Origin of the sequence: Parasphingomonas halimpatiens, assembly GCF_036663795.1 — a bacterium.
GTDB lineage: Bacteria > Pseudomonadota > Alphaproteobacteria > Sphingomonadales > Sphingomonadaceae > Sphingomonas.
This window is the reverse complement of sequence record NZ_JAXOJP010000038.1, coordinates 1-18,746: the sequence shown is the minus strand read 5'-3', so window position 1 is coordinate 18,746 and position 18,746 is coordinate 1. Positions and strand designations below refer to the sequence as shown.

Sequence of the window (18,746 nt, the reverse complement as noted above, 5' to 3'; positions counted from 1 at the left end):
CCGCCCGCGCCATCATCAGCGCTGTGCGTTTACCAAACAAAGTGCCCCACCCAGATCGCTCCGGAGAACTGAGACACGACTGTATGCCGCCATCACAGCCCAGGGCTGCATCGCCAATTTTAGCTCGCTGATAACTTTACAAGGCGATTGGCAGGCAGCCGACGTTAACGGAAGAGGTAGCTCTTCGGGTCAACACGGGTCGTATTGGAGGGCAAATCCGGGCGCTTTATTCTGGGTCGCCGGGATTTCGGTCGGCATGCTCGCCAACCTAGTTGGTACCGGCGCGTTCAATTCCGCCAGCGGGCGTGTGTGAAACCTCTACCAATCGGGCCGCAGCGTGATGGATATCCATCCCCATCGTGCGCGCCGCCATCCACTCCGGCACATGCCAACTCGCTGGCAATGCCCGTGCGATGGCGCCTGGCAGGATCGACCAAAGCAGGATGCCCGCGGCAAGCCCGCCCGCCCCTATCCAAGTCAGGCGACGAGTTTGCTCGTGCGTCGTCTTGCCTCGCTCGACCAGGCCATCGAGGCGCCCGATCGAATGCGACATCGCATCCCGATATTGCTGCAAGATGCCGCGATCCTCGGCGCGCGCATCGGCCGCCGCCTTGACGATCTCCTTTGTGAGGGACGCCGGCGAAAGCCTTGCCGCCGGCGACCCCTCAAGCCGCTCGATACCGCCGGCAGCACTCTTCTGCGCTGCCAATATCTCCGCGAGCGTCACGCTGTAATCAGGCATGCGCTCACGCGCGGCGGTCAATCCTTCGACGGCCGCGCAGGTCAAACTCACCTCGCCACGCAGCGCTTCGAACGCCTGCGCGATATCGTCGGAAAGGTCGGGCTGGGTCTGGTTCTGTTCCATGTGCGCACGGCTAGCGCCCAAGCCCGCGACCACGCGAGAGGGCGGGCATATCCTGGAGGTCATGGGACAAAGATTGGCCTGCAGCCGTTTTAATTCCGAGTTCGATGCGACGATGGCGCAGTAGCGACTCGAGTTGCGGATCGCGGTGCAGGCTCTTGGCCATGCTGGTCAGATCGTCGCGCGCCCGGTCGATCTGATCATAGTCGCCGACCCGGTTGAGCCGCTCGAGCATCTTCGTCTTTTGCTGCCAGTCGGTAACGAACCGATCGGCACGCTGCGCTGTGTCGATGCGGATCTCGGATTCGAGCGCCATCGCGCGGATCGCCGCGGCTGTCTTGCCACCCGCTGCCTGGTCGATCAGCGACCGATCCGCGTTTAGCGCGGCGCGCAGATCACATGCACCCTCCGGGCGTATTTCGTTCAACGCCCTGCCCGCGTCGGCAAAGGCCGTGGTCTGGTGCGGCAGTTCCGCCAGCCCCTGCCCACGCATGCGCACGATATCGGCGACCGTACGCGCATAGCGCTCGACCGCCTTGTCGAGCGGCGAGCGCGACGGCGCGATCGCCGGCGCCGTGCCCAGCTTCAGCCCGGCAAACGGATTGCGCCGCTGTGCGGGCGCAGCCGGTGCAGGCTCCGGCGCCTGTGCATAGTCGCTCGCCATGTCCTTGCCGCGCTCACGCGACAGCGCGCGCACCAGCTTGCCCTGGTCACTGAAATCGTCACGCCCGTAGTGAACATCGACGCTATCGCGGTGCCGCGACAGCGCGACATAGGCCGCATGTCGATCGAGCCCGGGTGTCGCCAACACATGGACCCGGTCGACCGTCACGCCCTGCGACTTGTGCACCGTCGCCGCATAGCCATGATCGATATGGGCATAGTCCTTCACATCAAACGCGATTGCGCGGCCGTCGTCGAGCATCACCGCAATGCGGGTCGGCGTGACAGCCTGCACAGCCCCAAGCGTGCCGTTCTTCACACCAAGCTCGCGCTCGTTCTTCAGGAACATGACCCGGTCGCCGGCGGCGAACGAACGCTCGCCACGCTCGACCCGCAGGGTCACGTCCTCGCCCAGATGACCGCCCGAGTGTAGCCGCTCGCGCGCGGCAATGTTGAGCGCGCGAACTTCATCATTGGTGTGGGTGAGGATGATCCGGCTAGCCCCCACCGCGCCGGCGCGGTCGCGATCCCAGCGATCGATCAGATCATCTCGCGCCTGCTCGCGCGTTTCGGCAACATGGACACGACCGCTCTCGTCGTACGCAGCGATCGCCTCACCAGTACGGCCGGTCGCCAGCTGCCGCGTCGCATCGCGCTGCCAGTCCTCGCGCTGGCGGCGGATCTCGGTGATCTCGACCGCGCCGTGACGTTCGGCGACCGAACGGAACGCCGCACCCGCCTCGATCGCCTGGAGCTGCTCCGGATCGCCGACCAGCACCACCTTGGCGCCACGCTTCTCGGCTTCCGTGACAACGCGCTCCATCTGCCGCGAACCAATCATCCCGGCTTCGTCGATGACGAGGATCGACTGTCGGTCGAGCAGTTCCCTGCCCTGCCCCCATTGATGCTCCATGCTGGCGATGGTGCGCGACGCGATCCCCGATCCGCTTTCGAGATTCTCGGCAGCGATACCGGACAGCGCGATGCCCTGGACCGAATAGCCCGCACTCCCCCACGCCTCTCGCGCGACGCCGAGCATCGCCGATTTTCCGGTGCCGGCATAACCTATGACAATGCCAAGGTCGGGACCCGTCGCTATGTGCTCCAGCGCGGCGGCCTGCTCGTGACCTAGCAAGAGGCCGCGACTTTCGGCGGCGGCGATGGCACGGTCCAGCGTCGCCGTCAAAAGACCATGGCCGCGCTGCGACGCTAGCGCGCTCGTCGCCCGCTCGAGCCGCCGCTCGGTCTCGATCATGTCACGGCTGGTGAAACGCTGCTCGCCGCGTCCATCCTTGCCAAGCACGACTAGGTCCGGCGACGCGCGAACCGCGCCCACCACTCGGTCGAACTGCTCCTTGCCATCGCTATGGCGGTGAACGAACATCGCCAAGTCGCGCGTCGTGAAGGTGGCTTGCTGGCGCGTGATCGCATCGAGCGCGATGCTGGGATTAGCGATGATCTTCTCGCCATTGGAATGCGCGATCTCGAGATGCTCAGCGAGCCGTTCGGATTCCAGCCCCTGCCCGGCCATGCGTGACGCCGCCGGCCCGATCTTATGCTGCGGCTCCAGGCCGACGCCCTGCGCTGCCAATGAGCGGTGATCGACGCGCGCATCGATATCGAGTGCAGCCAGGCGCTCATTGACATGTTCAGCCCAGCGCTCGCGCCATTTCTCCAACAGGGAGGTGGCGTTCCAGTCGCGGTTCTTCGCACCAAACCCGTCCTCGCCGACCTCGCGGGTGGTGAGCATCACATGGGCATGCGGCTTCGCCAGACCATCCGCGCCGATATCCCAATGCACGTTCAGATCGGCGATCATGCCGCGCGACACGAACTCCTCGCGCACGAAATCGCGGGCAAGTTCGATGCCCTCCTCCTTGCTCATCCCGCGTGGAATCGCGAACTCGACCTCCCGCGCCAGCTGCGCATCCTTGCGCAGTTCAACCGCCTCGACCTCGTTCCACAGGGTTTCCCGGTCGGAGAGGCGCTCGGGCGCGCCGTCCGGCAGCATTACCTCGGAATGCACGACGCCTGACTTGTTCGAGAAATCGTGGCTACGGTCGAGCCGCTCGTCATGCAGCCGCGTGGCCGAGCGGTAGGCGGCCGAGGCCAGCGCGCTCGATCCCGCGGCGCGGGAGATCATCTTCGCCGAGAAATGATAGATCGCCATGACGGCAATCTACTTACACTTCAAAAGCGACGTCGGCACGACGTATAAGCGCGCCCTCCAAAGATTTCATCAATGTCGGGACAGGTGAATCCCAAGAGATTTCAGAGCATTGCCGCTGATTGAGCGCCTCGATATCTGGTGCGTCCTCAACATGCAAAGGAGGATGAGCCAATGCGCAAACCCCGCGATTTCGATGCCGAACTGAAGGCCCTCAACGACCGAGCGCGACAGTTGAAGGAGCGTAAAGTCCACCAGTTCGGCGACCTGGTCATCGCGACCGGTGCTGACAATCTGACGATCGAACAGCTTGCCGGCCTGTTGCTGACCGCAACGGATAGCAAGGATACGAGCGCGAAGGAGACCTGGCGCAAACGCGGCGCGGAATTCTTTCAGCGCGAACGGGGCAACACTGGCAGTGGCGGTCGTGAGGACAATAAACGCGCTGCGCAGAACGATCGTGGCACGCCATCGGCTGGAAGCCAGCCGCGCCAGAACTGACATGCGCGCCTGGGTCATGAAACGCCGCGAACGCACGCGCCACCTGATCGAGCTTGGCGGCCTCGTTGCAAAGGCCGGTATCGTCGAACTCACCGGCGACGATCGCGCGATCATTTATGGTGCATTGCTCGATATTGCCGCCCGCCTTCGCAGCGAAAATCGTGACCAGCAGCTGCTCTTGTGGCAGCGGCGCGGAAGGCGGGGATTTGCACAGGGCGATGAAGCGTGAACAATGTTCACCACATCGCCATCTGGACGCACACGATCATTCGACTATGTCGGCAATCATCCGTCTGCATTCCCCCCATTGCGCAGGCGTGAAAGACAGGATCCACCAACACATGACCGACGACACCACACTCAACGCTGTTGAGCTTGCGACGGAACTCACCATCGCCTGGCTCTCAAATCCAAACACGCGCGCCAATGCCGATGAAGTGCCGGCGTTTCTCGCAAAAATGCATCAGGCGGTGAACGATCTTGCATCGCCCGCAGCGCCCGCGCCGGCAGCTGACGAAGCGACCGCTGAATACACGCCGGCCGTCACCGCGAGAAAGTCACTCGCGTCGAAGGATCACATCATCTCGATGATCGACGGCAAGCCGTACAAGACGCTCAAGCGTCATCTGTCGGGTCATGGCCTGACGCCGGAGCAGTATCGCGAGCGCTACAACCTCAAGACCGATTACCCGATGGTTGCAGAAAGCTATTCGGAAGCGCGCCGCGCGATGGCGCACAAGATCGGCCTTGGCCAGAAGGGTCGCGCCGCGCGCGCAGCGGTCGCCCCGAAGCCTGCCGCGCCGACGCGCAAGCCGCGCGCCGCGAAGGCCAGCGCCTAATCACCGTTACACGGTCGGAGGCACCGCTTGCTGCCTCCGACCGTACGGATTAGCAATTCAGGCGGCCTCGGCGAGTCGCTGTTCGCAGACAGACTTCACCAATGCCTGGAGCTCGGCAACATGGTTGCCGAGCCAGGTCAGCTCTTCGTCGCTGACCTTGTAGTGGGGCGAATATCGCGCGTTGACGTACGCCAGTCGCAACAGTTCGAAACAGCGCCGGCTGAATTTGTCGTCGCGCGGCCACGCGGCGATCAGATTGGGCGCGATCTCCTCACAGTGTGAGCGCAGGAAATTAAGCTTGTGCGACTTGGGGCTGTAGAGGGTCAGCACCAACATCGTGCAGTGATAGAGACGTTCCGCCGCCTGGTGTAGGAGGAATGCGGCGTCACGGTCCTTCCGGTTTTCGATGAAGAAATTCGCGCCCATCTTGGCGCTGTCTGCTTGTTCGAACCAGTAGCTAAAGTGTTTCTGCGCCTCGGCATGCGCTTTGGCGGCCGGCAGCTTCCGCGGTGAGGCAAACGGGAACCCCTCGGCCTCGTACAGCGCAACGCCTTGCTCGACGACATCGATGAAGAACGGTCGCCCTTGCTCGAGCTGCTTGTTCACGTCGTTGAGACTGTGAACGATGAAATTGACCGGTGCGGAGAGCGCGTGGTTGATGGTGACGTCGCGCATCAGCCGGTCGTCGGCGGCCGACCAATAGTCGACCACATCGGTTAGCCGATCGTCGGTGACTACGACGAGAATATCATAGTCGGATTGGTAGCCGCCAACCGGATCGTCGACCCAGTCGCCACGGGCATAGGAACCATAGAGCACGACCTTGAGGATGCGCCCCTTCTTCTTCCATGCCTGGGTCGCGCGCGCGGTCGCCTCCGCAAATTCCTCGAACAATACGCGCACAACGTGCGCGAGCTCGCGCTGCTTGGAGGTGGGAAGGTGATCGAGCGTATCGCGCATGGGCGTTGATCCTAGTCGGAACGGTCACGCGCTCGCCAGCGAGAAAGCTGGGAGGCACCGAAAAACCATGTTCACTTCGAACCTATTGTGAGTGCGATCGCAGGATCGCGTAGCGGCTGTGACACCAATGGTCAGGAAGTTGGCCGTTGGCTCACGTCCACACGGCCCTGTGGAGGTGCAGGATTGCGGCCGCGATATTGCCTTCGACCTCGGCAACGGTGATGCGCAGTTCGGCCGCGATCTCGGGATAGCTGGCATCGTCGAACCGGTGCCGGATAAACACCGCTCGCGGTAAAGCCGGCATGGACTTGAGCCCTTCGGCGAGGCGCTCGAGAACGACGGCGTCAGATAATTCCTCACTCATGTCTTGGTCCTCCAGTGAGGGGTGGCGCTCCGCCCGGCGATGCGGGCGGAGCGCCGTTCCCGTCAGTCGTTGGCGGCGCGCCGCGGGCGAGACCAGATGAGGGTGCTGGTGTCGGCGCCTTCGTCATCGAAGAGGTTGGCGAAGATCGGGGCGTTGAAACTCGGATCGTCGATCTTGACCGAGAGGTAGTCGCGACCTTCCGCCGATTTCTTGGCCCAGGCGGCGCCGATTTCAGCGCGGCCGACGAAGATGCGGTGGCTGGGTGCTGCGTTGTTCGTGGTGCTCTCTTCGGGCACGATCCGGACGTTCTTCGCCTGGACGCTGAGGGTGAGGATCTCGCCGTGATATTCGGTGCCGACCTTTTTGAAGCTGCCGATGTTCGCCATGTTCATTCTCCTTCGATTTCGAGCCGCCCGATGCGGCCTCGATGGCGTGCGAAGGAGCGAAGGTGATTGCCGGCGCAGCTATTGCCCGCAGCGAAGCGGAGGACCGCAGGACAAGCGCTTTCTTGCCTCGCGAGGAATGGGCGAAGCACAGGGGAAGAAAGTGATCGGCGTGCGGTTGCGCCCAAGGCGATCGAGGCGCAGCCGCCCTTCGATCAGCTCAGCCAATCGAGAGGCCACACGGGCGTCCGATAGAAGGTGCTGCATCTGCGACAGGCATGAAGAGAAGGGAGTGCCAGATTGTCTGGGTACTTCTCCTCGACAACCGGGCTTCAGGCGAGCCGACCGGAGAACTGCATCGCCGATGATTCTCGAATCAGGCATCTATCGTCTCTGGCGGACCGACCATATCAGGCCTGACACACTGGTAGCCCGATGGGGCGCCGACCAGGCTCGAAAGTTGGCCGAATGACCAATGGGTCGGGGACACAGGTTCATCGCGACCCGGCACGATCAACTGCAGCCGCTCTCCGTCATCGCGGCTGGTCTCGACGCGCACGGCACGACTGTCGACGGTCCGAGCCACCGCGCGTTCGGCGCGGGCCAGGACCGCCTCGTGGAGCGCGGTGAGCGACAGGAAGCGCTCATCGTCGGGACGCGAGAACCATTCCGACGAGACGCGGGCAATGTTCTGGCCGCGCGAGATATCGACCTTGTAGGCGCCGCGCGTCGGCGTGGGATCGTGGCGCGGACCGGCTGAGGAAGGAACGAGGTTCATATGAGGTCTCCGTGACCGGCCGGCTGGGAAACTCTCTCCCGGCGCTCAGCCCGTCACGACGCCCCTAGGCGGCCCTCTCACTCCCCTCCACCGCGGCTCCAACGAACGCTCCGGTGGTTGGGCACGAGCCCGCGGGCAGCAAATGCGGAAGTTTATTCGCTTCCGGAAAATTATTTCCGGCGCCGTTATGCCGCCGTGTCGCGCCATAATTCTCCGGCTTGCGCCAGAGTGCGCTCAGGTCGAATCCCACGCTCTTGATCAATCGGAATCGCCGTCTCAAGTCACTCGAATGGGGAGCAAAACGACGCACTGGATACAGGAACACCCCAATGACAACAGAGCCGCAGGACTGCATCATCCGCCTTAGGGCCGTACTCAAACGCACCGGGCTCAGCCGGTCTACCATGTACCGCAAGGTCGACCAGGGCACGTTCCCCCGACAGGTCAGGATCTCCCAGCGCTGCGTCGGATGGCGCGAGTCAGCGGTCGAGGCCTGGCTGCGCAATCCGATGTTCTATTCCGCCGAAGAGGGGCGATAGCCCCTCGCAACAAGGGGCCGCGCCTAGCGCGGCGGCACTGACCTGCGGCGCCTCGGCGCCGCACCCACAAAGACGGGTTCTCCGGCGTCGCCTGCCGGCGTCGGCGAGCCCGCGGGGCCCTCATCGTAAGGCGCCGGACTCTGCCGTAAGCCTGCGTCGGCAGCGCACGACCTCAGCCCCGCTCCTTCCCGGGTCGTCAACGACCGAGGCCGAGCGACGAGACGTGCCGCGCGATGATCAGCAGTTGGCGTCGCCCTTCAAGCCGCGTTGCTCGGCCGCGGTGAGGTAGTCGGCCCACCACTCCATCATCTTGCGCCGATGGGAGAGGTAGCGCGCCGAGTTGTAAGCCGCACGCACGCCGCGCGGCGTATGAGCAAGCTGATGCTCGATCCAGTCCGGCTCGAAGAGTCCACTTTCATTGAGGACCGTGCTGGCAAGGCCCCGAAAGCCGTGCACCGTAGCTTTGCCGCGCAACCCTATGCGGTACATGATGTCGAGCATGCGGTTCTCGCTGATCGTCGATGTCTTCGAGTTGATGACCGGAAAAAGATAGCGCCCAAACTTCATGTTGCCGGCGGCAAGGTAGCGATTGGACCGCCGGATCTCATCGAGCAACACCACCCCTTGCGGTGGTATCGGTACGACGTGCTCAGACCGCATCTTCATACGCTCCGGCGGGATCCGCCAGAGCGGCTCCGAGGTATCCAGCCCTTCAAATTCAGACCATTCGGCAAAACGCGTTTCCTGCGTCCGCACCATCGTCAAAATGGTCCAGCGCAGCGCCAGATGGCTGAGCCGATCGCCACCATCCTTGTTCAGCTTCACGAAGAATGCAGGCAGATCCTTGATCGCGACCTTAGCGAGATGCTGGACTGGTTTCGGCTTGGCCATGGCAGGAGCGAGATCACGGCAGGGATCGCTCGGGCAACGGCCATCCGGGATCGCGTATCGAAACACCTCACTGCAATGGTTCTTTATGCGGTGCGCCATTTCGATTGATCCGCGCTTCTCGATCTCCCGCAGCGCATCAAGCATCTGGCGCGGTGTGATACTGCCGATCGGTTCGCGCCCGATGACGGGAAAGATGTCCGCCTTCATCCGCCTCATGATCACGCCAGCATAACGCGGAGACCAACCCAGCAGGCGGGTTTCATACCATTCCAGGGCGACCGCCTCGAAGCTGTCGTCTGCCGCCACGCCGCCTGCCTTCGCCCCTGCCTGCAGGGGCGCGGTCGGCTTTATCCCGAGTACAAGTTGGGCTTTGACAGTCTCGCGCCAGCTTCGTGCCTCACGCAAGCCGATTTCGGGGTAGGTACCGCCCGTCCGGAACTTCTGCCTTCCTTCTATTCGGCAGGCCATGTTCCAGGACTTGCGGCCGTTTGGCTGAACTAGGACGAAGAGACCCCCGCCGTCTGACCGCTTGTACGGCTTGGCCTCCGGCTTCAGGTTCTTGAGGGCGATATCGGTCAACATCGAGCGCTACTCCGGCACCAGACACTTTGTTGGTAAAAGTGTTGGTTCAGTGTTGGTTGTACCAACAAACTGGCTATAAATCGGATGCGATGCAAGGCCAGCCCCTGGGATGGAGCGGGACACTAAATGCTTGGAATCAAATGATTATGATTGGGAGAGTGAGACGCTGGAGGAGGCCCTGAAGCCTCCTCGGAAAGCGATTTGGTCGGGGCGACAGGATTCGAACCTGCGACCCCCACACCCCCAGTGTGATGCGCTACCAGGCTGCGCTACGCCCCGACCGAGGGGGCGCCTCTAGGCCGCTCGTTCGGCGGATGCAAGAGCGCTGCGGCGGGCGGTGCGGCACATCGTGTTGCGCGTGCGTGCCGATGATGGTAGCGCGCGCCGCTTACAAGGCGGGGGCTTTCGTCTCCGTCATCCCCGTCATTCAGGACAGCCATGTTCGTCTCACCAGCTTATGCCCAGGCCGCCGGCGCCACCGCCAACGGCGGAATCGGCGCGATCCTCAGCACCTTTGGGTTGCCCCTGATGATCATCCCGCTCTTCTGGTTGCTGATCCTGCGCCCGCAGCAGCAGCGCCAGAAGCTGCACCAGACCGCGATTCTGGCGGTCAAGAAGGGCGATTCGGTCGTCACGGCGGGCGGCCTGATGGGCAAGGTGACCAAGGTCGAGGACGCCGTGGTCGAGGTCGAGATCTCGAACGGCGTGAAGGTGCGCGTGGTCAAGGCGACGATCGCCGAGGTGACCCCGCTCGGGTCCAAGCCGGCGAACGATTGATCCGATGCTCGATTTCCCGCGCTGGAAGATAATCTCGATCGTCGGGGCGCTGGTCGCCCTGATGCTGCTCGCCGTGCCGAGCTTCTTCCCCGAAAGCCAGACCAGAAACTGGCCGGTCCACCCGCGCGTCGCGCTGGGGCTCGATCTCGCCGGCGGCAGCTATCTGCTGCTTGAGGCCGACACCAACGACCTGGTGCAGTCGCGGCTCGCGACGATGCAGGACCGCATCGTCAACGAGCTGTCCGGCGCCAACCCGAAGATCGCGATCGGCGAGATTTCCAACGCAGGGGGCCAACTGAGCTTCTTCGTGCGCGATGCAGGCCAGGTCGATGCGGCACGCGAGGTGCTCAACAAGCTGACCACCGGCGCGGGGATGACCGGGCAGCGCGACTGGGACATCAGCGTGGTCGATTCGACGCGCTTCGTCGTCAAGCCGACCACGGCGGGCACCAACCAGGCGCTCGACACCGCGATGAACACCGCGACCGAGGTGGTGCGCAAGCGCATCGACGCGCTCGGCACCAAGGAGCCGACGATCGTCCGCCAGGGCGCCAGCCGCATCGTCGTGCAGGTCCCCGGCTTCAACAACCCCAAGGCGCTCAAGGAACTGCTCGGCAAGACCGCCAAGCTCGAATTCAAGATGGTCGACGACCGTGTGCTGGCGCCCGGCCAGGTCGCGCCGATCGGCACACAGATATTGCCCTATCAGGAAAATGGCCGCCCCGCCGGCAGCATCCTGGTGACACGGCGCGCGATCCTGAGCGGCGACCAGCTGACCGACGCCAGCCAGGGCTTCAAGCAGGAAGACAATAGCCCGATCGTCAACTTCACCTTCAACAGCCAGGGCGGCCGGATCTTCGCGCACATCACGCAGGACAATCTCGGCAAGCGCTTTGCCGTGGTGCTCGACAATATCGTGATCTCGGCGCCGCGCATCAACGGGCCGATCCCGGGCGGCAGCGGTTATATCGAGGGCAGCTTCACGGTCGAAACCGCCAACCAGCTGGCGATCGAGCTGCGGTCGGGCGCGCTGTCGATCCCGCTGAAGCCGGTCGACGAACGCACCGTCGGCTCCGAACTTGGCCAGGACTCGATCCGCGCCGGCATCACCGCTTCGATCATCGCGGTCGTCGCGGTCGTGCTGTTCATGTTCGTGACCTATGGCCGCTTCGGGCTGTACGCCAACCTCGCGGTGGTCATCAACGTGGTGGTGATCCTCGGCTTCATGGCGCTGATCGGCGGCACGCTGACGCTGCCGGGCATCGCCGGCTTCGTGCTGACGATCGGCACCGCGGTCGACGCCAACGTGCTGATCTACGAGCGCATCCGCGAGGAGCGACGGCGCGGGCGCAACGTCGTCCAGGCGGTCGAGCTCGGCTACAAGGAAGCGAGCCGGACGATCTTCGAGGCCAATGCGACGCACGCCATCTCGGCACTGATCATGCTGATCATGGGGTCGGGGCCGATCAAGGGCTTCGCCATCGTGCTGCTGATCGGCATCGTCACCTCGGTGTTCACCGCCGTCACCTTCACGCGCATGCTCGTCGCGATCTGGCTCCGCCGGAACCGGCCGAGCGACATCAACATTTGATCGGCGGATACTGACATGCGCCTGCTGAAAATCGTCCCCGACAATACCAATCTCGGCTTCGTCTCGCTGCGATACTGGGCGTTCGGCCTCACCCTGCTGCTGAGCCTCGCCGCGGTGGCGATGGTGTTCGCGCGCGGGCTCAACCTCGGCGTCGACTTTGTCGGCGGCATCATGATCGAGGAAAAGTTCAGCGCCGCGCCGGACGTCGAGAAGGTTCGCAGCGTGGTCGACCGGCTCGGCGTCGGCCAGTCCTCGCTGCAGCAGATCGGCGACGGCACCTCGCTGTCGATCCGCCTGCCGCGCCCCGACAGCACCGACCCGAGCGCGACCAACAAGATCGTCGATACGGTGACGACGGCGCTCGAGCAGAATTTCCCCGGCGCCAAGCTGTCCAAGCAAGACGCGGTAACGGGCAAGGTGTCGGGCGAATTGCTGTGGAGTGGCGGCGTCGCCGTCGGCCTCGCCATTCTCGGCATCGGCCTGTTCGCGATCTTCCGCTTCGAATGGCAGTTCGGCATTTCGACCGTGGTCGCGATCATCCACGATCTGTTGATGACGCTGGGTTTCTTCGCGGTGACGCACATGGAGGTCGATCTGACGATCGTCGCCGCCGTGCTGACGATCATCGGTTATTCGATCAACGACAAGATCGTGATCGACGACCGCATCCGCGAGAATATGCGGCGCTACCGCAAGATGGAGATGCCGGGAATCATCGACCTGTCGGTCAACGAGACGCTGCCCCGGACGGTGATGACCTCGCTGACGATCCTGCTCGCGCTGCTCGCGATGCTACTGTTCGGCGGGCATGTGCTGCGTGGTTTCACCGCAGCGATGATCCTGGGCATCATCGTCGGGACCTATTCGTCGATCTACGTGTCGTCGTCGCTGCTCATCACGCTCGGCCTGCGCGCCGACCCCGAGGTCGAGGCGAAGGCCGCGCCGGCGGGCAAGGCGGGCAAGGTGTCGTACAAGGACATTCCGTGACCTTCTCAACCCCTCCCCTTCAGGGGAGGGGTTGGGGGTGGGGCCTCTCCGCATATGATGCGCGCGCCGCACTGCCCCACCCCAACCCAGCGGCAGGTGAACGGCGCCCCGCGCCATTCAGGTCATGCCGGGGGCATGACCGACCTGCCACTCCTGAAGGGGAGGGGCAATTATGAGAATGGACCGTTCCGACGCCACCGGGCCGATCGTCTCGGGCTTTTCGGGCGGCGGGTTCAGGATCGACGACAATGTCTATCGCGCGCTGCTGATCACGCCGCTGCGCGCCGATGGCTGGGCCCCGCCAACGCTCGACGCGCTGACGGTCGATGATCTGCTGCCGATCCTGACGATCGACCCGATTCCCGAATTCATCGTGCTCGGCACTGGCGCGGCGCTGGTCCGTCCCGCCCCTGCCCTGATCAACGCAATCGAGGCGCGCGGTATCGGCGTCGAGGCGATGGACAGCCGCGCGGCGGCACGCGCCTGGGCGGTGCTGCGCGGCGAGGGGCGCTGGATCGCGGGGGCGCTTTACCCGTTCTGAGGCTAGGTCGCGCGAGCCCGGTAGATCAGTCACCGAAGCGCGATGCTGTTCCATATCAGCGAACAATGCTGCTAGACGCCGCCCCATGACCGCACCAACACCGCCCGCCATCCTGTTCGTGTGTCTCGGCAATATCTGCCGCTCGCCGCTCGCCGAGGCCGCGCTGCGGGCCGAGGCCGACCGCGCGGGCCTTGCCATCACGGTGGATTCGGCCGGGACCGGCGACTGGCATAGCGGCAAGGCGCCCGACCGCCGCGCGCAGGCGGTCGCGCTGCGCCATGGCATCGACATTGCCGGTTATCGCGCGCGGCAGGTGACGGTGGCGGACTTTGCGCGCTTCACGCATATCTTCGCGCTCGACCCGAACAATCTCGCCACGCTGCGGCGGCTGGCACCGGGCGATGCACGGGCCGAGCTGGCGCTGCTGCTCGACCTGCTGCCCGGGCGCGCGGGCGAGGGCGTGGCCGACCCGTATTTCGGCACCGCGGCGGGGTTCGACAAGGCGTGGCACGACGTCCACGCGGCTGCCTGCGCGCTGATTACGCGGCTGCAGGGCTAAACGACCGCGAAGGGGCTTATCATCGCTGCCAAGCGCGCTATCCTGCCCGCAAAACGAACGTGCAGGAGAGCGTGAATGAAGCTGCTGGTTGCCCTTGGCGTGATGGCCACTCCCCTGCCCGCCATCGCGCAAACGCCGCCGCCGGCCCCACCGGCCGCGGTAGCAGCCGCCGCGGCCAGCCCCTCGCCGGCGCCCGATTACCGCCAGGATGCGAGCTGGCTGTGCCGGCCCGGCCGCGCCGATGCCTGTGCGTCGAACCAGGACGCAACGGTGATTGCCTCCGACGGCACGCGGACGATCGAAACCTTCGTCGCCGACCGCAAGCCGGCCTTTGACTGCTTCTACGTCTATCCGACGGTCTCGCTCGACCCGACGCCCAACAGCGACATGACGGTCGGGCCGGAGGAGAGCGCGGTGGCGGCGAGCCAGGCGGCGCGCTTCACCCAGCATTGCCGCGTGTTCGCGCCGATGTACCGCCAGGTCACGCTGAGCGCGCTGCGCGCGCTCCTGGAGGGCAAGGCCGTCACGGCGGATCGCGCGATGGCCTATGGCGACGTCAAGGCGGCGTGGGAGGATTATCTCAGGCGCGACAATCACGGGCGCGGCGTGGTGCTGATCGGGCACAGCCAGGGATCGGGCATCATCAAGGCGCTGCTCGCCGGGGCGATCGAGGGGACGCCGGCGGCGAAGCTGCTGATCTCGGCGATGATCCCGGGGACCAATGTCGCGGTGCCGGCCGGCGCGGTGGTCGGCGGCGACCTGAAGAGCACGCCTTTGTGCCAGACGGCCGAGCAGACCGGCTGCGTCGTCAGCTATGTCACCTTCCGTGCCGATGCGCCGCCGCCGGCCAACAGCCGCTTCGGCACCGTGCCGCAGCCGGGGATGGTCGCGGCCTGCGTCAACCCGGCGGCGCTGGTCGGTGGCCGGGCGGTGACCGACGCCTATCTCGGCGCGCGCGGTGCCGGACTCGCCAGCCTGCCGATGGGGCCATGGACCAGGGACGCCGCGCCGGTGACGACGGCGTTCGTCAAGGTGCCGGGGCTGATCTCGGCCGAATGCACGACGACCGGTGCAGCGCATTATCTCGCCGTGACGGTCAACGCCGACCCGGCCGACCCGCGCACCGACACGATCGTCGGCGACGTGGTGCTGGGCGGCGTGACGCTGAAGGACTGGGGGCTGCACCTGATCGACATGCCGGTCGAGATGGGCAACCTCGTCGCGCTGAGCGACCGGCAGGCGCGGGCGTGGCTGAAGAAGCGGTGAGATGACGCAAGCCCCTCTCCTTCAGGGGCTGCGGCATTAACAGATCATGCGAGACGCGGTGTGACGCGTCGCGCGGTTTTCCCTGCCGGTTTCCCTGCCAATTCCCTGCCATGACATTTTTTCGGCCGGACGCCCGGCGCGCCCGGAACGGGCGGGCGGTTTTCCTGATCGACCAAGTCAAAGAGCCGGCACGCGGCGCGCGCGGCAGCACCATGCCGCCCGCGCCGCCGATGTGAATCACGCCGTTGCTCAGAAATAATCCGGATCCTCGAAATATTCCGCCGCGTGCGGCAGTCCGGCGCTGACGGAATCGACGAAAGGCGCCGGGCGTTTTTCGAGGAACGAGGCGATCCCCTCGGCGGCATCGGACGCGGCGCCGCGCGCCCAAATCATGCGGCTGTCGATGCGGTGCGCCTCCATCGGGTGCGCGGCGCCGAGCATGCGCCACAGCATCTGGCGGGTCAGCGCGACCGAGACGGGGGCCGAGTCCGCCGTCAACTCGAGTGCCAACGCGCGCGCGGCGGGGAGCAGATCCTCGGGCGCGTGGAGCGCGCGGACCAGCTTCTTGTCATGCGCTTCGTCAGCGCCGAACACGTTGCCCGAATAGCACCATTCGAGCGCGGTCTCGATGCCGACGAGGCGCGGCAGGAACCAGCTCGACGCCGCCTCGGGCACGATGCCGCGCCGCGCGAAGACGAAGCCGAAACGCGCGCTGGTACTGGCGAGACGGAAGTCCATCGGCAGTAGCATCGTCGCGCCGATGCCGACCGCCGCGCCGTTGATCGCGCCGATCACTGGCTTGCGGCAGTTGAAGATGCGCAAGGTCAGCCGCCCGCCATTGTCGCGCGCGCCGGGGTGCGACAGGTCGACGCTGCCATCGTCGCGCAGCGGCGAGCCGAGGTCGAAGCGGTCGGCGCGGTCCTTGTAATCGAAAGTCGCCGCGCCGGCGCCGAGATCCGCGCCGGCGCAGAAGGCACGCTCGCCGCTACCGGTGACGATCACCGCGCGCACCGCATCATCGGCATCGGCCTGGTCGAAGGCGGCGACCATCTCGCGCATCATCAGCGGGGTGAAGGCGTTCATCCGATCAGGGCGGTGGAGCGTGATGGTCAGGATGCCGCCCTCGACATCGACCAGAATCGTTTCGAACGCCATGTGCATTTCTCCCCGGACCTTTCGCGCGAGCGTCGGCATTTTCGCAGCCCCGCGCAAGCCCGCGATTTGGCCGGCGATTGGGCGCACGCCGACCTCCCTTCGGCGCAGCGCTATTGTCCATGGCGGAACTGGGAATAGCCTCGCACGATCAGGCATGACGAGTCGCAGGCGGGCGAATCCGCCGATACCTGATGAACGAAGCGGAGCGGTTATGACCGATTTGCTGAACGATGATGTGATCCACGCACGCCCCGTCATGATCGTATCGCTGGCCAGCGACGGGCCGCGCCACTGGTCGCCGCCCGCGACCGCCAACGCCCGCCGGCTGACGCTCGACATGGATGCCAACCCGCATCGCGGACTATGGGCGCTGCAGCTCGACGACGCGGTGCGCGCGGCAAGCGAGCCGACTTTACTGGTGGCCGAGGGGCTGGCGTGCCTGGCGATCGCGCGCTGGGCGCAGCTTTCGCCGCGGCGTTATGTCGAGAATATCGCCGGCACCTGCCTGTTCGCGCCGCTGGCCTTCGCCTCGCACCAGGCACCGCTCCTGCGCAACCTCCAGCCGAGCCCGTCGGTGCGCCTGCCATTCCGCTCCGCCGTGATCGACACGCGCGCCTCGCTGGCGATTGCACGGGTGCTCGAACTGGCCGATATCTGGGGCAGCGACTTCACCGACGCCGACGCCGTGCCGGCGGCGTGGTGCAGGGGCGACAGCGCCCCGGCCGCGCTGGTCGCGGCGGCGCAGGTGGCGGGGAAGCGGCAGCGGTCGGCTGCGTAGGGGTCGGCGCTTGAGCGGGACGGTTTGAAACTGCCGCGCCGCCGTCGGACATAGCCGTTGCCGCGATCCACGCGACGTTCCGTCGTGGTTGTGTTCGGTAGAAACGAAGGGCGCGGCAGGTAGCAGGCAAAATGGCTAGGCCCAGAGACCCGAGAGCTTCCGCATCAAGCGCCGCAGCAAGCTCTCGTTATGACCATGGGCACATGGTTTCTGGTGCGCGCGGGTCGGGCGGCCCACATCGCCTTTCCCGGCCAGCGGCGAAAAATAGGTGTCGAACTTGTTCGCCAAGGCGTGGAATTGATCGGCATCGTCCGGCGTCTGTCCGCCGTCGAAGGTGACGTTCGGCCAAAGCTTGGCATAAGTCGCATTCAGCTCGATCCGCGGCTTTGCGATGATATCGGTATCGAACGCGATCGCGTCGACCGGGCATTCTTCGATGCAGCATCCGCAATCGACGCATTCGAGCGGATTGATGACAAGCATGTTCTCGCCCTCGTAAAATGCATCGACCGGGCACACTTCGACGCAATCCATGTGTTTGCACTTGATGCATGCATCAGTGACAACGCCCGGCATCCGACTTCCCCGCCAATCTTTACGACTTCGGGAGCTCTACATGATCGCCGAACGCCCGCTAGTGGGGCGCTCGTTGGCGGGCAGGTTTTCGATCCGAAACCTGTCGCCTCACTTTCAGGCTGGTCGCATCGACCGACGGCGCCGGAACGCGGAAACTGGTGCCTAGGTGCCGCTCGATTCGGGTGGATCATAAAGCTGACCGTTGCCGTAGCCGAGCGGAAGATCCAAATCATACTCGTCAAAGTAGGTCAGGTTTCCTGCTTTGTAGAGATCGCTTTCCATAAGCTCGGAATGAACGAATTTCATCGCCAGCATCAACGATTGGACACCATCGACACCGCATGAGTAGCTTTGCTGAACGCGACCGGGCCACTGGACTGCCCATTTGCATTGATACTCACCGCCGGGAGCTAAGGCCGGCTGGAGGAAACGGACTGTGATGATGTCAGCGCCGCTCTCATAGCTGCGCTCGATGAAAGGTTCGCGGCTCATTTGTCATTTTTGGCACGGCGAGCGAACGACGGCAAATGGGGCGCTTGCCGCCGGGCAGCTTTCCGACTCCATGGCTGCTGCTCGGCTATCAGGCGGGTCGCGTCAATCGACGGTGCCGGAACGAGGAAAAGTGGTGATTAGCTGCCGCCGTTCGCGGAAGGAACGGTTTCGATAATATCCGCAAGCATAAAGTCACCGCCGCAGCTTCCCGTAATGCACCACACGTTGGAGACGCCGCTTATTGCGACTGGCGGATAATTCGTCGCACCCGCCCCAACCGATTTTGCGAGATATACGGAAGCTCGCGCAAATGGGCGCTCGCTGCGCAGAGTTTCGATCCAAATTTGCACCGCTTCCACTTCGTCGACTCCCGACACTTGAGAGCCTGATTCAAAAGTTTCTCAACTGATTGAGACTCTTGCGATTCTGCGGGTGATCATGCGGATGCTGGCGATGGTTGCCCATGCGGTCGAGCTTTCGATGGATCGTTCCCAG

Annotated in this window: 20 protein-coding genes, 1 tRNA gene and 2 pseudogenes; 11 read left to right on the top strand and 12 right to left on the bottom strand. The window is 64.5% G+C overall.

What is annotated here, in order from left to right; all coding sequences use genetic code 11:
* Positions 1-268 precede the first annotated feature (268 nt).
* Both U1839_RS23120 and traA read right to left on the bottom strand, forming a co-directional pair.
* Positions 269-865, bottom strand: coding sequence for a hypothetical protein (locus tag U1839_RS23120; protein WP_332805930.1), 597 nt, complete (start codon positions 863-865; stop codon positions 269-271).
* Between the two features lie 10 nt (positions 866-875).
* Positions 876-3,695: a Ti-type conjugative transfer relaxase TraA gene (gene traA, locus U1839_RS23115; protein ID WP_332805929.1), complete on the bottom strand. Its 2,820-nt coding sequence runs from the start codon at positions 3,693-3,695 to the stop codon at positions 876-878.
* Between the two features lie 171 nt (positions 3,696-3,866).
* Here traA and U1839_RS23110 point away from each other — a divergent pair, with 171 nt between their 5' ends.
* From U1839_RS23110 to U1839_RS23100, 3 genes are all read left to right on the top strand, one after another.
* Entirely contained in the window at positions 3,867-4,193 is a 327-nt protein-coding gene (locus tag U1839_RS23110; RefSeq protein WP_332805928.1) for a conjugal transfer protein TraD, read from the top strand.
* A 1-nt stretch (position 4,194) separates the two neighbouring features.
* Positions 4,195-4,422 carry a conjugal transfer protein TraD gene (locus tag U1839_RS23105; protein WP_332805927.1) on the top strand — a complete coding sequence of 76 codons (228 nt, stop codon included), beginning with the start codon at positions 4,195-4,197 and terminating at the stop codon, positions 4,420-4,422.
* 112 nt (positions 4,423-4,534) lie between these two features.
* Positions 4,535-5,032: a Ros/MucR family transcriptional regulator gene (locus U1839_RS23100; protein WP_332805949.1), complete on the top strand. Its 498-nt coding sequence runs from the start codon at positions 4,535-4,537 to the stop codon at positions 5,030-5,032.
* A 57-nt stretch (positions 5,033-5,089) separates the two neighbouring features.
* Here U1839_RS23100 and U1839_RS23095 read toward each other — a convergent pair whose 3' ends face one another.
* The 4 genes from U1839_RS23095 to U1839_RS23080 all read right to left on the bottom strand — a co-directional run bounded on the left by U1839_RS23095 (position 5,090) and on the right by U1839_RS23080 (position 7,517).
* Positions 5,090-5,992, bottom strand: coding sequence for a HEPN domain-containing protein (locus U1839_RS23095; protein WP_332805926.1), 903 nt, complete (start codon positions 5,990-5,992; stop codon positions 5,090-5,092).
* 151 nt (positions 5,993-6,143) lie between these two features.
* Positions 6,144-6,356, bottom strand: a complete 213-nt coding sequence (locus U1839_RS23090; protein ID WP_332805925.1) for a sigma factor-like helix-turn-helix DNA-binding protein — start codon at positions 6,354-6,356, stop codon at positions 6,144-6,146.
* Between the two features lie 62 nt (positions 6,357-6,418).
* Complete coding sequence (locus U1839_RS23085; RefSeq protein WP_332805924.1) at positions 6,419-6,742, bottom strand: DUF736 domain-containing protein; 324 nt, start codon at positions 6,740-6,742, stop codon at positions 6,419-6,421.
* A gap of 373 nt (positions 6,743-7,115) precedes the next feature.
* Positions 7,116-7,517: a hypothetical protein gene (locus U1839_RS23080; RefSeq protein WP_443030656.1), complete on the bottom strand. Its 402-nt coding sequence runs from the start codon at positions 7,515-7,517 to the stop codon at positions 7,116-7,118.
* A gap of 329 nt (positions 7,518-7,846) precedes the next feature.
* Between U1839_RS23080 and U1839_RS23075 the strand changes: the two genes are divergently transcribed.
* Positions 7,847-8,056, top strand: a complete 210-nt coding sequence (locus tag U1839_RS23075) for a helix-turn-helix transcriptional regulator (protein ID WP_332805923.1) — start codon at positions 7,847-7,849, stop codon at positions 8,054-8,056.
* A 237-nt stretch (positions 8,057-8,293) separates the two neighbouring features.
* Here U1839_RS23075 and U1839_RS23070 read toward each other — a convergent pair whose 3' ends face one another.
* Positions 8,294-9,529 carry a tyrosine-type recombinase/integrase gene (locus tag U1839_RS23070; protein WP_332805922.1) on the bottom strand — a complete coding sequence of 412 codons (1,236 nt, stop codon included), beginning with the start codon at positions 9,527-9,529 and terminating at the stop codon, positions 8,294-8,296.
* 202 nt (positions 9,530-9,731) lie between these two features.
* Positions 9,732-9,808, bottom strand: a tRNA-Pro gene (locus tag U1839_RS23065).
* A gap of 159 nt (positions 9,809-9,967) precedes the next feature.
* Between U1839_RS23065 and yajC the strand changes: the two genes are divergently transcribed.
* The 6 genes from yajC to U1839_RS23035 all read left to right on the top strand — a co-directional run bounded on the left by yajC (position 9,968) and on the right by U1839_RS23035 (position 15,250).
* Entirely contained in the window at positions 9,968-10,306 is a 339-nt protein-coding gene (gene yajC / locus U1839_RS23060; protein WP_332805921.1) for a preprotein translocase subunit YajC, read from the top strand.
* Positions 10,307-10,310: 4 nt separating this feature from the next.
* Positions 10,311-11,897, top strand: a complete 1,587-nt coding sequence (gene secD / locus U1839_RS23055) for a protein translocase subunit SecD (RefSeq protein ID WP_332805920.1) — start codon at positions 10,311-10,313, stop codon at positions 11,895-11,897.
* Between the two features lie 15 nt (positions 11,898-11,912).
* The gene (gene secF / locus U1839_RS23050; RefSeq protein WP_332805919.1) at positions 11,913-12,884 is read left to right on the top strand and encodes a protein translocase subunit SecF; all 972 of its coding nucleotides are present in this window, start codon (positions 11,913-11,915) and stop codon (positions 12,882-12,884) included.
* Between the two features lie 172 nt (positions 12,885-13,056).
* A complete protein-coding gene (locus U1839_RS23045; RefSeq protein ID WP_332805918.1) occupies positions 13,057-13,425 on the top strand; it encodes an MTH938/NDUFAF3 family protein in 369 nt (122 codons plus the stop codon).
* A gap of 85 nt (positions 13,426-13,510) precedes the next feature.
* The gene (locus U1839_RS23040) at positions 13,511-13,984 is read left to right on the top strand and encodes a low molecular weight protein-tyrosine-phosphatase (protein WP_332805917.1); all 474 of its coding nucleotides are present in this window, start codon (positions 13,511-13,513) and stop codon (positions 13,982-13,984) included.
* A 75-nt stretch (positions 13,985-14,059) separates the two neighbouring features.
* Positions 14,060-15,250 carry a DUF3089 domain-containing protein gene (locus tag U1839_RS23035; protein WP_332805916.1) on the top strand — a complete coding sequence of 397 codons (1,191 nt, stop codon included), beginning with the start codon at positions 14,060-14,062 and terminating at the stop codon, positions 15,248-15,250.
* A gap of 249 nt (positions 15,251-15,499) precedes the next feature.
* Here U1839_RS23035 and U1839_RS23030 read toward each other — a convergent pair whose 3' ends face one another.
* Positions 15,500-16,405 (bottom strand): enoyl-CoA hydratase-related protein, encoded by a 906-nt coding sequence (locus U1839_RS23030; RefSeq protein ID WP_332805915.1) that lies wholly within the window; start codon positions 16,403-16,405, stop codon positions 15,500-15,502.
* Positions 16,406-16,616: 211 nt separating this feature from the next.
* Between U1839_RS23030 and U1839_RS23025 the strand changes: the two genes are divergently transcribed.
* A complete protein-coding gene (locus tag U1839_RS23025; RefSeq protein ID WP_332805914.1) occupies positions 16,617-17,183 on the top strand; it encodes an RBBP9/YdeN family alpha/beta hydrolase in 567 nt (188 codons plus the stop codon).
* A gap of 237 nt (positions 17,184-17,420) precedes the next feature.
* Here U1839_RS23025 and U1839_RS23020 read toward each other — a convergent pair.
* The 3 genes and pseudogenes from U1839_RS23020 to U1839_RS23010 form a co-directional block, all read right to left on the bottom strand.
* A pseudogene (locus tag U1839_RS23020) lies at positions 17,421-17,759 on the bottom strand (DUF3470 domain-containing protein); the annotation flags it as partial.
* Between the two features lie 162 nt (positions 17,760-17,921).
* Positions 17,922-18,251 (bottom strand): DUF6968 family protein, encoded by a 330-nt coding sequence (locus U1839_RS23015; protein WP_332805913.1) that lies wholly within the window; start codon positions 18,249-18,251, stop codon positions 17,922-17,924.
* Positions 18,252-18,652: 401 nt separating this feature from the next.
* Positions 18,653-18,746, bottom strand: a pseudogene (locus tag U1839_RS23010) (IS5/IS1182 family transposase); the annotation flags it as partial.

Excerpts from the sequence above, each read along its gene's own strand:
- traA (WP_332805929.1), bottom strand. The coding sequence starts at position 3,695 with ATGGCGATCTATCATTTCTCGGCGAAGATGATCTCCCGCGCCGCGGGA.
- U1839_RS23100 (WP_332805949.1), top strand. The coding sequence starts at position 4,535 with ATGACCGACGACACCACACTCAACGCTGTTGAGCTTGCGACGGAACTC.
- U1839_RS23030 (WP_332805915.1), bottom strand. The coding sequence starts at position 16,405 with ATGGCGTTCGAAACGATTCTGGTCGATGTCGAGGGCGGCATCCTGACC.
- U1839_RS23110 (WP_332805928.1), top strand. The coding sequence starts at position 3,867 with ATGCGCAAACCCCGCGATTTCGATGCCGAACTGAAGGCCCTCAACGAC.
- U1839_RS23095 (WP_332805926.1), bottom strand. The coding sequence starts at position 5,992 with ATGCGCGATACGCTCGATCACCTTCCCACCTCCAAGCAGCGCGAGCTC.
- U1839_RS23015 (WP_332805913.1), bottom strand. The coding sequence starts at position 18,251 with ATGAGCCGCGAACCTTTCATCGAGCGCAGCTATGAGAGCGGCGCTGAC.
- yajC (WP_332805921.1), top strand. The coding sequence starts at position 9,968 with ATGTTCGTCTCACCAGCTTATGCCCAGGCCGCCGGCGCCACCGCCAAC.
- U1839_RS23085 (WP_332805924.1), bottom strand. The coding sequence starts at position 6,742 with ATGGCGAACATCGGCAGCTTCAAAAAGGTCGGCACCGAATATCACGGC.
- U1839_RS23080 (WP_443030656.1), bottom strand. The coding sequence starts at position 7,517 with ATGAACCTCGTTCCTTCCTCAGCCGGTCCGCGCCACGATCCCACGCCG.
- U1839_RS23090 (WP_332805925.1), bottom strand. The coding sequence starts at position 6,356 with ATGAGTGAGGAATTATCTGACGCCGTCGTTCTCGAGCGCCTCGCCGAA.
- U1839_RS23120 (WP_332805930.1), bottom strand. The coding sequence starts at position 865 with ATGGAACAGAACCAGACCCAGCCCGACCTTTCCGACGATATCGCGCAG.
- U1839_RS23105 (WP_332805927.1), top strand. The coding sequence starts at position 4,195 with ATGCGCGCCTGGGTCATGAAACGCCGCGAACGCACGCGCCACCTGATC.
- U1839_RS23035 (WP_332805916.1), top strand. The coding sequence starts at position 14,060 with ATGAAGCTGCTGGTTGCCCTTGGCGTGATGGCCACTCCCCTGCCCGCC.
- U1839_RS23045 (WP_332805918.1), top strand. The coding sequence starts at position 13,057 with ATGAGAATGGACCGTTCCGACGCCACCGGGCCGATCGTCTCGGGCTTT.
- U1839_RS23075 (WP_332805923.1), top strand. The coding sequence starts at position 7,847 with ATGACAACAGAGCCGCAGGACTGCATCATCCGCCTTAGGGCCGTACTC.
- U1839_RS23070 (WP_332805922.1), bottom strand. The coding sequence starts at position 9,529 with ATGTTGACCGATATCGCCCTCAAGAACCTGAAGCCGGAGGCCAAGCCG.
- secF (WP_332805919.1), top strand. The coding sequence starts at position 11,913 with ATGCGCCTGCTGAAAATCGTCCCCGACAATACCAATCTCGGCTTCGTC.
- U1839_RS23040 (WP_332805917.1), top strand. The coding sequence starts at position 13,511 with ATGACCGCACCAACACCGCCCGCCATCCTGTTCGTGTGTCTCGGCAAT.
- secD (WP_332805920.1), top strand. The coding sequence starts at position 10,311 with ATGCTCGATTTCCCGCGCTGGAAGATAATCTCGATCGTCGGGGCGCTG.
- U1839_RS23025 (WP_332805914.1), top strand. The coding sequence starts at position 16,617 with ATGACCGATTTGCTGAACGATGATGTGATCCACGCACGCCCCGTCATG.